Here is an 11,839-nt window from a genome sequence, read left to right as displayed (position 1 = left end):
TCATGTCTCCTGTCAGCGGCCGGCCAATGCATCGACGATCTTCAACCGCATCGCACGGGTCGCCGGCAATGCGCCGACGATCAGTCCGATCGCCACCATCAAGCCCAGTCCCATGCCCCAGGTCTGTGCGGGGATGGAGGGCAGCGCGATCATGCCGTTGCTGGCGCCGCTGACCACCGGAATGATGGCCGAGGCGATCGCCATGCCCAGCACGCCGCCCAGCACGATCAGCAGCACCGATTCCACCAGCACCAGCACCAGCACCGTGCCGTTCGTGAAGCCCAGCGTCTTCAGCACCGCGAGCTCGGGGACGCGCTCGCGCACCGCCTGCGCCATGGTGTTGCCGGTCAGCAGCAGCAGGGTGAAGAACACCGCCGCCATGATCGCGGTGACGATCAGGCCGATGTCGGCGAACTGCTTGGCGAAGGACTGGTTGAAGGCCTGCTCGGTCTGCGTCTTGGTCTCGTGCGCCGAGTTGGCCGAGATCGCATCGATGGCGTTGGCCACGCGGGTGGCGTGGTTCACGTTGTCCAGCTTCACCATGTACCAGCCGATCTGGCCGTTGACGTACTGGTTGGCCTCGTCGAAGTACTTCCAGTGGAACAGCAGCTGGTTCTCCTCGCCCTTGCGCTTGCTGTCGGCGAGCTTGAACGTGCCGCGCAGCGTCAGCGGCCACGCGTTGCTGCCGTCCTTCTGCGGGAAGATCGTCGCCTGCAGCGGGATGGTGTCGCCGATCTTCCAGCCGAAGCGCCTGGCCAGGTTCTCGCCGACGATGGCGCCGGTGCGGTCGGCTTCCCAGGCCTTCAGTTGCGCGGGGTCGATGATGTATTCCGGGTACATCTCCATGTAGCCGGGGCCGACCGAGAAGTTGGGGAAGAAGTTCTTCGGGTCCTTGTAGATGCCACCGAACCACGCGGCATAGGCGCTCTTCTTCACGCCCGGCGTCGCGTCGATGCGGGCCGCCAGGCTGTACGGCAGCATCTGCGTGATCGACAGCCGCGAGGCCACGACCAGGCGGTCCGCGCCGGCCACGCTGCCGCCGGAGTTGAACGCCACGCGCACCGAGTCGAGCAGGCCGAACAGCAGGAAGGCCGCCACCACCGAGAGCAGGGTCAGCAGCGTCCGCGTCTTGCTGCGGAACAGCGCCGACCATATCAGCGAGAAATATTTCATGGTCGCCTCCGGTCAGTGCGCGCCGGCCGGAGCGTCGGCCAGTTCGCCCTTGTCCAGGTGGATGGTGTGGGTGGCGTACTCGGCTGCCTTGGGATCGTGCGTGACCATGATGATGGTCTTGCCGTGTTCCTTGTTGAGCATCTGCAACAGGTTGAGGATCTCCTCGGCGGACTGGCGATCAAGGTCGCCGGTCGGTTCGTCGCAGATCAGGAAGGTCGGGTCGGACACGATGGCGCGGGCAATGGCCACGCGCTGCTGCTGGCCGCCGGACAACTCGTTCGGCCGGTGCGACTTGCGGTCGGCCAGGCCGACCAGCTGCAACGCGATTTCCGCATTGTGCTTGCGCTGCGCGCCACCGAGCTTGGTCAGCAGCAGCGGCAGTTCGACGTTGCGCTGCGCGGTGAGCGTGGGCATCAGGTTGTAGAACTGGAAGACGAAGCCGACGTGCGAGCTGCGCCAGTGCGCAAGCTGGCCGTCGTTCATGCGGTCGATGCGCTGGCCCTCGATCTCGATCTCGCCGCCGCTGGGCGTGTCCAGGCCGCCGATCAGGTTGAGCAGCGTCGTCTTGCCCGAGCCGGACGGCCCCATCAGCGCGACGAAGTCGCCGTGCGGGATGTCCAGGTCGATGCCGTGCAGCACCTGCACCTTCTCGGGGCCGCGCTGGTAGGTCTTGGTGAGGTTGCGGATGGAAACCAGGGAAGACATCGGCAAGGTCCTTGTTGGAGGCGGAAAGGCGAACGGCGATGGTGCGGTTCGAACAGGGCGGATCGTGTCCCCGATGGACACGGTCCGTCCGTGGGACGACGGATGGCGTCGTCCGGGATCGACACGCGCCGGTGGGGCGGCGCGGATATTCCGGTGATTCGCCGCGCGGGGAAGATCCTCACGCGGTGGAATCCTTACTCGGCGTCTTCGGCCAGCACGACCTTGGCGCCGTCCTTCAGTTCGGCCGGTGGATCGAGCACGACGGTTTCGCCGGCCTGCAGCCCGTCGGTGACGTGGACGTCGTCGCCCAGCTTGCCGGCGACCTTGAGGCTGCGCTGCTGCACGGTGTCGTCGTCGCCGACCACGAAGGCCACCTGCGCGCCGTCGCGCTCGACCACGCCGGCGCCGGGGACGCGCACGCCCTTGGGCTGTTCGGCCAGCTGCGGCTTGGCGGCTTCCAGGAAGCTCACGCGCACGCCCATGTCCGGCACGATGCGCGGATCCTTCACGCCCAGCGCCACGCGCACCTTGACGGTCGCCTTGCTGCGGTCGGCGGTCGGGATGATGGCGATGACCTCTCCCGGGATCTGCCAGTCGGGATAGGCGTTGAGCGTGGCCTGGATCGGCATCTTCGGCTGCACGCGGCCGATGAAGGATTCATTGACCTCCACTTCCACTTCCAGCGACTCCATGTCGACGATGGTGCCGATGCCGGTGCGGGTGAAGCCGCCGCCGGCCGACAGCGGCGAGACGATCTCGCCCGGCTGCGCGGCCTTGGCGATCACCACGCCGGCGAACGGCGCGCGCACGATGGTGTTGTCCAGGCCGATGTCGGCGATCTTCAGGCGGTCGGCGGCCGTGCGCTCGTTGCGCTGCGCGGTCTGCACCTGCGCACGCAGCAGGTCGCGCTGGGCGACGGCCTGGTCGTATTGCGCTTTCGACACGAGTTGCTGGGCGACGAGCGACGAGAGGCGGCGCGCGTTCGCTTCCGCTTCCACCAGCTGCGCCTGCACGCCCGTGGTCTGGCTGCGGGCGGCCTGCAGCTGGCTCTGCGACAGGGCGCGGTCGGCGTCGGCGTCGATCGGCTCCAGCCGCGCCAGCACCTGGCCGGCCTCCACACGCATGCCTTCCTCGATCAGCACTTCCTGCACCTTGCCGGTGACCTTGGCCGACACCGTCGCCATGCGGCGCGCGACCACATAACCGGACGCGTCCAGCACCGAGGCGGACGCGGCGTTGTTGCCCAGCGCGACGGTCGGCGCGGTGCGGACTTCCAGCGGCTTCTCGCGGCCGAACACGGCCCAGCCCGTGGCGGCCAGCGCCAGCAGCACCACCACCACGCCCAGCGTGATCCCCAGGCCACGGCGCGACGGCGGGGCCGGCGGCGGCGCCTTGCGGTCGATACGGAGTTCCTTCAGCAGGTCGGCAGACGTGTTCATGCGTATCCAGACGGTGAATGCGGGGAAGTGTGACCAGCAAGGGTAACGGAAGCCTAGTTGCCGGAAGTCACTTCCTGCGGCGATGGCGGGCCACGGCCTGCCACGGGGCGCATCGTGGGCCAGTCGTGGCCCACATCCCAGTGACAACTGTCAGGTGATTCGCCTGAGGGGCCGCACTCATCACCGGGCCGGCGGGCCGGCAGCATGGCCACACCCTCCGGCGAGACCGTCGCATGAACGTCGCAAGCCTTACCACCGCACCGCTGGCCCGCCTGCGCGGCGTGCGCCACCACTATGGCAAGACCTTGGCCCTGGACGGCCTGGACCTGGCGCTGCCTGCGGGGCAGGTGCTGGCGCTGCTCGGCCCCAACGGGGCAGGCAAGAGCACCGCGATCAGCCTGCTGCTGGGCCTGCAGCGCGCCGACGCCGGCACCGCCGAGCTGTTCGGCCTGCCGCCGCAGTCGCTGGAGGCGCGGCGCCGCACCGGCGTGATGCTGCAGTCCGCCGCGGTGCCGGACACGCTGAAGGTGCGCGAGCTGATCGACCTGACGCGCGCCTACTACCCGCAGCCGCGCAGCGTCGCGGACCTGGTGGCCTTGGCCGGTCTCGACGGCCTGATGGCGCGCCGCTACGGGCAGCTCTCCGGTGGCCAGCAGCGGCGCGTGCAGTTCGCGATGGCCGTCTGCGGCCGACCGGAGCTGCTGTTCCTCGACGAACCCACCACCGGCCTCGACATCGATGCGCGGCAGACGCTGTGGAAGGCGATCCGCGAACTGCGCACACAGGGCTGCGCGGTGCTGTTGACCACGCACTATCTGGAAGAAGCCGAGGCGCTCGCCGACCGCGTGGTGGTGGTGAACCACGGGCGCCTCGTCGCCGAAGGCACCGTCGCGCAGATCCGCGCGCATGTGGCGCAACGCCGCATCCGCTGCATCAGTGCGCTGCCGGCGGAGCGGGTGCACGCCTGGCCGGGCGTGCAGTTCGTCCAGCGCGACGGCGCCAGGCTGGAGATCGTCGCCGAATCCGCCGAAACCGTCGTCCGCCGCCTGCTGGCCGAAGACGCTGCCCTGTCCGACCTGGAAGTGCAGCGCGCCGGCCTGGCCGACGCCTTCCTCGCCCTCACCCGTGATGCCGCCGACCAGGAAGCCGCCTGATGGACACGATCGCCGCCGTTCCGTTCTCCTCCCGTCGCGCCTACCTGCTGGAAGCGCGCTACGAATTCCTGCGCCTGCTGCGGACGCCCTCGTTCTCGCTGCCGTGCCTGCTGTTCCCGCCGGTGTTCTACCTGCTGTTCGGCGTGCTGCTGGGGGGCAAGGGCGGGCCCGCCGCCGCGACCTACCTGCTGGCGGGCTACAGCGTGTTCGGCGTGATGGGCGTGGCGCTGTTCGGCTTCGGCGTGACCGTGGCGATGGACCGCGAGCAGGGCCTGCTGACGCTGAAGCGCGCGCAGCCGATGCCGCCGGGCGCTTACCTGGTCGCGAAGATGGCGATGGCGGCGCTGTTCGCCGCGATCATCCTGGCGTTGCTCGCCGTGCTGGCGATCGGCGTGGCCGGTGTGCGCCTGTCGGCGCTGCAATGGCTGGCGCTGGTGGCGACCTGCCTGGTGGGCGTGCTGCCGTTCAGTGCGCTCGGCCTGTGGCTGGGCACGCTGGTCAGTGGCCGGGGCGCGCCTGCGCTGATCAACCTCATCTACCTGCCGATGGCGTTCCTGTCCGGCCTGTGGGTGCCCTTGAACATGCTGCCTGCGGTCCTGCAGTCCATCGCACCTGCATGGCCCGCGTATCATCTGGCGCAGATCGCACAGCAGGTGATCGGCGTGGATGCGGGGCGTCCGCTGCTGCTGCACGTCGCCGTGCTGGCCGCCATCACGGTCGTGTTCTTCCTGCTGGCGCGCCGCCGGCTGTTGCGTTGAACGCGGCATCCGCCGCAAGGAGTCGTCGATGAACCTTTCTTCCCCGCGATGGCTGCGCACGCTCACCCGGTTGCGCGATGCACTGGTGCCCGAAGCGCTGGGCCTGGGCTGGATGCCGGTGCTGCTGCTGGGCTATCTGCTGTTCCTGTTCATGCCGGTCCTGGTGCCGTCGGACAGCAACTGGGGCGACAGTCTGCCATGGCGCCTGTGGCCGACGCTGCTGTCCATCGTGGTGTTCCTGCCGATGTACTTCCTCGCATACCGCGGCAGCGCGATGACGCGGGTGCTGTGCACGTTGGGCATCGCCGCGCTCGGCTGCGGACTGATGGCGTACAACGCCTTCTCCAACACCTACATCATCTATGCGGCGGCGTTCGTCGCGCTGCTGCCCGGCACGCTGTGGACGCGGCTGGTCGCGCTGGCGGCATTGCTGGGGACGTACTACGGCCTGTCCGTGTGGCTGGGGTTCCCGGTGTTCGTCCCGGTGTTGACCGCGATCATCTCGGTGGCGGTGTTCACCGGCAACTATTTCCAGTCCGAGACCGTGCGCAAGCGTGCGGAGCTGAAGCTGTCGCACGAGGAAGTCCGCCGCCTCGCTGCGCTCGCCGAGCGCGAACGCATCGGCCGCGACCTGCACGACCTGCTCGGCCACACGCTCTCGCTGGTGGCGTTGAAGTCGGATCTCGCCGGTCGCCTGATCGAGCGCGATCCCCAGGCCGCACGCAACGAGATCGTCGAGGTCAGCCGCGTCGCCCGCGATGCGCTGGCGCAGGTCCGTCGCGCGGTCACCGGCATCCGTGCCGCCGGCCTGGCGGCCGAACTCGCATCGGCGAAGCTGCTGCTGGAGTCGGACGGCGTCACCCTGCGCTACGACGCACAGGAGGCCGTCGTGCCGCCGGATCTCGAAACCGTCCTTGCCCTGGCCTTGCGCGAGGCGGTCACCAACATCCAGCGCCACGCCCGCGCCACGCTCGCCGAGGTGTCGCTCGCATCGACGGACGAGCATGTGCGGCTGCGCATCCGCGACAACGGCGTCGGCAGCGCCGCCGTGCCGGGCAACGGGTTGAGTGGCATGCGCGAGCGGGTCGAGTCGCGCGGCGGTCGCCTGCGCATCGATTCGACGCTGCGGCAGGGGACGTGCGTGGAGATCGTGCTGCCGCTGCCGTCGCGGGAGGACGAGCCGGCACGCACTGCGACGCAAGACGAAGGCACTGTAGGAGCGACGTAAGTCGCGACCGCATTGCGTCGGTTCCAGTGAGGACGATCGAAGCGGTGCGGTCGGTTGCACACGGATACCCCTTCTTTCCGCCGGTATATCAGAGAGCTCAAGCCTTGCGGTCGCGACTTACGTCGCTCCTACAACGAGCGGTCCACTTCATCTCGATGATTTGCTAGCGTGTCACCCGATCCTTCCCTTCCGGCCTCCCGATGATCCGCGTACTCCTCGCCGAAGACCAGGCCATGGTGCGTGGCGCGCTTACCGCACTGCTGGGCATGGAGACCGACATCGAGGTGGTCGGCAGCGCGCCGGATGGCGAGACCGCCTGGCGCGAGTTGCAGCGGCTGAAGCCCGACCTGCTGGTCACCGACATCGAGATGCCGGGCCTCAGCGGCCTGGAACTCGCCCAGCGCATCCAGCGGCACGAACTGCCGTGCAAGGTCGTCATCGTCACCACGTTCGCGCGCGGCGGCTTCCTGCGGCGCGCGCTCGATGCGGGCGTGTCCGGCTACCTGCTGAAGGATGCACCCGCCGAAGACCTGGCCGAGGCGCTGCGCAAGGTGCATCGCGGGGGGCGCGCCATCGATCCGCAACTCGCGCTGGAAGCCTGGTCCGACGCCGATCCGCTCAACGACCGCGAACGCCAAGTACTGCGGCTCGCCGGCGAAGGCCAGTCGGCGGGCGATATCGCCAAACAGCTGAACCTCTCGCAGGGCACCGTGCGCAACTACCTGTCCGAGGCGATCGGCAAGCTGGGCGTAGCCAACCGCATCGAGGCGTACCGGCTCGCACGCCAGCGCGGGTGGCTGTAGCCCGGCGAAGATGTGCCGTGGTTGGCAGTTCGGGCGTGCGCCGGGTTGTCCCGCGGTACGTTGCCACCTAGTCTGCCCGGGAACTCTGTCGCGTCCCCCACGGAATGCCCCAGCGTCGTCGTCTTGCCAACCGTCTCGGCCTGCTCGCGGCCGCCCTGATCTTCGTCGCGGTCGGCGTGGGCGTCGTGCTTGGCGCGCAGCGCTTCATCGTCGACGCCAACCGCGTGTCGCACACCAACGAAGTGATCGCCCTCGTGGTCGCCATCGAGGCGCAGCTGCGCGATGGCGAAGCTGCGCAGCGCGGCTACCTGCTCACCGACGACGTCGATTACCTGGCCGACTACCAGCGCAGCCGCGGCGACCTGCCCGAACTGCTGGCGAAGCTGCACGCGCTGGTACGCGACAACCCCGACCAGAGCCGGCGGGTGCTGGCGTGGAAACTCGAGATCGAGCGTCGGCTCGGACAGATGGATGCCACGCTGGGCAACTACGCCACCGGCGGGCTTGTCTCGGCGCAGCGGTCCATCGGTCAGGAAGTGCGGCGGACGTCGGCCGCGCTGCGCGCGCAGGCCCGCCAACTGGTGGCCAGCGAGCAGCAACTGCTCGTACAGCGCGCGGAATCCAGCCGCAGCAGCGCCAACCTGCTGCGCGCACTGGCGATCCTCGGCATTCCGCTGGGCCTGGTCATCATCGCGGTGGTCTACGGCTGGCTGGTCGCCGAAATCCGCCACCGTGCCCGCGCCGAGGCCGATGGCGACGACGCGCGCGGCGACCTGCTGCGCAACATCCAGGCGCTGGAACAGCATGGCGCCGACCTCAATGAACTGAGCCGCTACGGCGGCATGCTGCAGAGCTGCGTGCGCGCCGAAGAGGCCATCGGCCTGGCCACGCAGTACTTCTCGCGGCTGCTGCCGGACACCGGCGGCACGCTGTATCGCATCCGCGCCTCGCAGGACTACGCGGAAGAAGTCGCGCACTGGGGCGAGCACGCGATCAACGGACCGGCGATGTTCCCGCTGCCCGATTGCTGGGCGCTGCGTCGCGGCCAGCCGCACGTGCATCGCGCGCATCACGAATTGTTGCCGTGCAGCCACGTGGCCACGCCGTCGCTGGGTGCCACGCCCAGCTACGCCTGCGTGCCGCTGATCGCGCAGGGCAGCCAGCTGGGCCTGCTGTACCTGTCCAGCCACGACGATGCCTTCCTCGCGCGGATGGATCTGGTGAAGACGGCGGCCGAGCAGCTGTCGATGGCGCTCTCCAGCCTGGAGCTGCAGGCGCGCCTGCGCGTGCAGTCGATCCGTGAGCCGCTGACCGGCCTGTTCAACCGCCGCTACCTGGAAGAATCGCTGGCGCGCGAACTGGCGCGCTGCGAGCGCCGGCACATGCCGCTGGGCCTGATGATGCTGGACCTGGACCACTTCAAGCGCTTCAACGACCTGCACGGCCATGCCGGCGGCGATGCGCTGCTGTCCGAGTTCGGTCGCCTGCTGCAGGCGCTGTCGCGCGACGAGGACATCGCCTGCCGCTACGGCGGCGAGGAGTTCACCCTGATCCTGCCCGAAGCCGACCCGATCACCGTGCAGGCGCGCGCCGAGGCGATCCGTGCCGGCGTGGAAGGCATGCGGGTGACGCACCTGGGGCAGGAACTGCCGCCGGTGACCGTGTCGATCGGCGTGGCGATGTTCCCGCAGCATGGCGGGCTCGGCGAAAGCCTGATGCGGCAGGCCGACGCGGCGCTGTACCGCGCCAAGCGCGCCGGCCGCAACCGCGTTGAAACCGCAACGCTGGACCCCGCCGGCGATCAGTCGGCCGCGTAGCGCGCCTTCAGCATCGCGTACGCACTGCGCAGCGCCAGCGCTTCGCCACCGGCCGGGCGTCCGGCGCGATCGCTGTCGTTCCACGCGTAGACGTCCAGGTGCGCCCACGCCATGCCGTCCGGCACGAAGCGTTCGAGATACAGCGCCGCAGTGACCGCGCCGGCCATGCGCGATCCGGCATTGGCCAGGTCGGCGATGCCGCTGGTGAGATAGCGCAGGTACGGACGCCACAGCGGCATGCGCCACACCGGGTCGCGCATGCGCTCGCCGGCGGCGATCCAGTCGTTGGCCACCGCGTCGTCGTTGGCGAACAGCGCCGGCAGGTCGGGGCCCAGTGCGATGCGCGCCGCGCCGGTGAGCGTGGCGAAGTCCAGCAACAGGTCGGGCGCCTGCTCGCCGGCGTAGGTCAGTGCGTCGCACAGGATCACGCGGCCTTCGGCATCGGTGTTGTCGATCTCGACACTGACCCCCTTGCGCGTGGCGATCACCTCGCCGGGGCGGAACGCGTTCGGCCCGATGCTGTTCTCCACCGCAGGCACCAGCAGGGTCAGCCGCACGGGCAGGTTGCGCGCCATCACCAGTCGCGCCAGCGCGATCGCGTGCGCCGCGCCGCCCATGTCCTTCTTCATGTGGCGCATGCCGTCGGCCGGCTTGATGTCCAGGCCGCCAGTGTCGAAGCACACGCCCTTGCCGACCAGCGCCACGTGCGGCCGCGAGGCATCACCCCAGCGCAGCGCGATCAGCCGCGGCGCGCGGTGCGAGGCGCGGCCCACCGCGTGGATGGCGGGGAAGTTCTGCGCCAGCAGCGCGTCTCCGGCAACGACCTCCACCTCGGCGCCATGGGTGGCGGCGAGGTCGCGCACCGCGGCTTCCAGATCGTCCGGACCCATGTGCTCGGTCGGCGTGTTGACCAGGTCGCGCACCTGCAGGCTGGCGGCCAGCAGGTCCAGCGCTTCGGCATCGGCCTGCGGCAACACCAAGCGCGCCGGCTTGCGCGGCGGCTGCTTGTAGCGGTCGAACCGGTAGCTGCCCAGGCCCCAGCCGAGTTGCAGCGCGGTGCGTGCCTCGGCGGACAGGTCGCTGGCGACCTGCCAGTCGCCCGCAGGCAAACCGAACGGGGCATGCGCATAGGCATACGGATCGAGCGCGTCGCCGATGCCGATCACCGCGCCGGCCAGGCCGTTCTCGCCCGGCAGCGGCAGCAGCGAGCCGGGCGACGCGGTGAAATTCTGCGCGTCGATCCAGGCGTTCACCGCCGGCGACTGCGTCGCGCGCCAGGTCGCCAGTTGCGCGCGTTCGAGCACATGCAGCGGACGCGCGTTGGGGGAGGAATCGGTATAGGCGAGGGCAGCGCTCATGCGGCGGCGTGTTCCGTGGCGAAGTCGGGGTGGGCGTCCAGCCAGTCGGCCAGCGCGGTGAGGGTGGCGAATTCCAGATCAGGACGCAGCGCGTCGTGCGGCCATGCGCGTGGATGCCCGCCGTGGTCTTCCGGACGGTTGATCCAGCAGCTGCGCAGGCCGGCCTTCAACGCGCCGACGGCATCCATTTCGATATGGTCGCCGACGTGCAGCACGTCGCCCGGCGGCACGCCAAGCAGGTCGCAGGCGGCGTGGAAGATGCTGGCATCGGGCTTCGCCGCGCCGTGCTCGCGCGAATGCACCTGGTGCACGAACAAGTGCCCCAGCCCGATCCGCTGCAGGTCGGCATTGCCGTTGGTCACCGCGGCGATGGGCAAGCGTGCGGCGATGCGCTGCAGCGCGTCCAGTGCGTCCGGGTAGTACTCCACCTGGTTGCGCGCGGCGTAGAAGGTCTCGTACGCCGGTTCCAGCAGGGCCATGTCGGCACCGCTTTCGCGCAGGGCGTGTTCCAGCGTCAACCGGCGCAGGCGGCTGAGGTCGTGGAGGTACTGCGGGTGGGCGGCGAAAATGTCTTCGCGCAAGGCGCGCATGCGTTCGACGGGGAACATGGCGGCGGTGGCGGGGCTGTGCTCGCGCAGCCAGTCGTCGAGGACGCGCTCGATGCGTGCGCCGATGGGGGCGAACGGCCAGAGGGTGTCGTCGAGGTCGAGGGTGATGGCGCGGACGGGGAAGCTCATCGGCACAATTTTACACCCGGGCGGCCGGGGGCCTTTCACCGGGCCCGGATAGAGCCCCTCTCCCTGCGGGAGAGGGGTTGGGGTGAGGGCCAACGAAGTCCGTCGCCTGCGCGGACATTGCGCCTTTCCAGACGCGCGCTGTCGCTTCCTGTTGCGTGGCCTGGCGGGGGGCTCTGTAGGCTTGCAGGCATGGTGCCGCTGGCCGCGGGGGCCCTACTTTTCTTTGCTTGTGCAAAGAAAAGTAGGCAAAAGAAACACACCCCGGCGGTCCGCCCGTCGCTGCGCGACGGGTGCGCAGTTCCGGCGTGAATTTTCGTGCAGGGCATCCCCGTATCGAGTACGGGGCAGGCTCTGCCCTGTACGAAAACGGCGTACATCCTTGTGCGCCGCCCTGCGGGTTTTACACGCCGGGCCTGCCGGACCTCAGGGGCCCCAAGAGCCACGCCTGAGACCTCCAGACCGCTGCTCTGCTTTTGTTTGCCTTCGGGCCCCCATGAGGCACGGCGAGTGGACCGGGTACAACCCGAAGGGCGCCGTCATGGATGACGGCGTTTTCGTATGGCACATGGATGTGCCTTACGTAGTTCCCGGCCTGCTCGCGGACCCGGAGCGCGCAGCGCGGAGGGCGTGCCGCCTGGGGTGTGTTTCTTTGATTCTTTCTTTGCAC

The 11,839-nt window shown here is 69.2% G+C and carries 10 protein-coding genes; 5 read left to right on the top strand and 5 right to left on the bottom strand.

The features are described from left to right. Positions 1–12: 12 nt before the first annotated feature. The 3 genes from CSC78_RS08630 to CSC78_RS08620 all read right to left on the bottom strand — a co-directional run bounded on the left by CSC78_RS08630 (position 13) and on the right by CSC78_RS08620 (position 3,317). Positions 13–1,173, bottom strand: a complete 1,161-nt coding sequence (locus CSC78_RS08630; RefSeq protein ID WP_162337503.1) for an ABC transporter permease — start codon at positions 1,171–1,173, stop codon at positions 13–15. A 12-nt stretch (positions 1,174–1,185) separates the two neighbouring features. After that, a complete protein-coding gene (locus CSC78_RS08625; protein WP_162337502.1) occupies positions 1,186–1,878 on the bottom strand; it encodes an ABC transporter ATP-binding protein in 693 nt (230 codons plus the stop codon). A gap of 194 nt (positions 1,879–2,072) precedes the next feature. Further along, positions 2,073–3,317, bottom strand: coding sequence for an efflux RND transporter periplasmic adaptor subunit (locus CSC78_RS08620; protein ID WP_162337501.1), 1,245 nt, complete (start codon positions 3,315–3,317; stop codon positions 2,073–2,075). A gap of 233 nt (positions 3,318–3,550) precedes the next feature. On the opposite strand from CSC78_RS08620, the gene CSC78_RS08615 reads away from it, so the two are divergent. The 5 genes from CSC78_RS08615 (at position 3,551) to CSC78_RS08595 (ending at position 9,077) form a co-directional block, all read left to right on the top strand. Further along, positions 3,551–4,471, top strand: coding sequence for an ABC transporter ATP-binding protein (locus tag CSC78_RS08615; protein WP_162337500.1), 921 nt, complete (start codon positions 3,551–3,553; stop codon positions 4,469–4,471). Further along, positions 4,471–5,229 (top strand): ABC transporter permease, encoded by a 759-nt coding sequence (locus CSC78_RS08610; RefSeq protein WP_162337499.1) that lies wholly within the window; start codon positions 4,471–4,473, stop codon positions 5,227–5,229. Before CSC78_RS08615 ends, CSC78_RS08610 begins: the two co-directional genes overlap by 1 nt. 28 nt (positions 5,230–5,257) lie before the next feature. Next, positions 5,258–6,457 carry a sensor histidine kinase gene (locus CSC78_RS08605; RefSeq protein ID WP_238391209.1) on the top strand — a complete coding sequence of 400 codons (1,200 nt, stop codon included), beginning with the start codon at positions 5,258–5,260 and terminating at the stop codon, positions 6,455–6,457. A 200-nt stretch (positions 6,458–6,657) separates the two neighbouring features. Beyond that, complete coding sequence (locus tag CSC78_RS08600) at positions 6,658–7,260, top strand: response regulator transcription factor (protein ID WP_162337498.1); 603 nt, start codon at positions 6,658–6,660, stop codon at positions 7,258–7,260. A 104-nt stretch (positions 7,261–7,364) separates the two neighbouring features. Next, positions 7,365–9,077 carry a diguanylate cyclase gene (locus CSC78_RS08595; protein ID WP_162337497.1) on the top strand — a complete coding sequence of 571 codons (1,713 nt, stop codon included), beginning with the start codon at positions 7,365–7,367 and terminating at the stop codon, positions 9,075–9,077. Here CSC78_RS08595 and CSC78_RS08590 read toward each other — a convergent pair. Together CSC78_RS08590 and CSC78_RS08585 are read right to left on the bottom strand one after the other, a co-directional pair. Further along, the gene (locus CSC78_RS08590) at positions 9,062–10,435 is read right to left on the bottom strand and encodes a leucyl aminopeptidase family protein (RefSeq protein WP_162337496.1); all 1,374 of its coding nucleotides are present in this window, start codon (positions 10,433–10,435) and stop codon (positions 9,062–9,064) included. The two genes, CSC78_RS08595 and CSC78_RS08590, sit on opposite strands and share 16 nt — an antisense overlap. Next, on the bottom strand, positions 10,432–11,172 hold the full coding sequence (locus CSC78_RS08585) for an HAD family hydrolase (protein WP_162337495.1): 741 nt from the start codon (positions 11,170–11,172) through the stop codon (positions 10,432–10,434). Before CSC78_RS08585 ends, CSC78_RS08590 begins: the two co-directional genes overlap by 4 nt. Positions 11,173–11,839: the final 667 nt, after the last annotated feature.

Source organism: Pseudoxanthomonas japonensis (assembly GCF_010093445.1).
Taxonomy (GTDB): domain Bacteria; phylum Pseudomonadota; class Gammaproteobacteria; order Xanthomonadales; family Xanthomonadaceae; genus Pseudoxanthomonas_A; species Pseudoxanthomonas_A japonensis.
The sequence above is the reverse complement of the archived record's forward strand: the minus strand, read 5'-3'. Positions and strand labels throughout refer to the sequence as shown.

Coding starts and splice junctions, on each gene's coding strand:
- CSC78_RS08630 (WP_162337503.1), bottom strand. CDS start 1,173: ATGAAATATTTCTCGCTGATATGGTCGGCGCTGTTCCGCAGCAAGACG.
- CSC78_RS08625 (WP_162337502.1), bottom strand. CDS start 1,878: ATGTCTTCCCTGGTTTCCATCCGCAACCTCACCAAGACCTACCAGCGC.
- CSC78_RS08620 (WP_162337501.1), bottom strand. CDS start 3,317: ATGAACACGTCTGCCGACCTGCTGAAGGAACTCCGTATCGACCGCAAG.
- CSC78_RS08615 (WP_162337500.1), top strand. CDS start 3,551: ATGAACGTCGCAAGCCTTACCACCGCACCGCTGGCCCGCCTGCGCGGC.
- CSC78_RS08610 (WP_162337499.1), top strand. CDS start 4,471: ATGGACACGATCGCCGCCGTTCCGTTCTCCTCCCGTCGCGCCTACCTG.
- CSC78_RS08605 (WP_238391209.1), top strand. CDS start 5,258: ATGAACCTTTCTTCCCCGCGATGGCTGCGCACGCTCACCCGGTTGCGC.
- CSC78_RS08600 (WP_162337498.1), top strand. CDS start 6,658: ATGATCCGCGTACTCCTCGCCGAAGACCAGGCCATGGTGCGTGGCGCG.
- CSC78_RS08595 (WP_162337497.1), top strand. CDS start 7,365: ATGCCCCAGCGTCGTCGTCTTGCCAACCGTCTCGGCCTGCTCGCGGCC.
- CSC78_RS08590 (WP_162337496.1), bottom strand. CDS start 10,435: ATGAGCGCTGCCCTCGCCTATACCGATTCCTCCCCCAACGCGCGTCCG.
- CSC78_RS08585 (WP_162337495.1), bottom strand. CDS start 11,172: ATGAGCTTCCCCGTCCGCGCCATCACCCTCGACCTCGACGACACCCTC.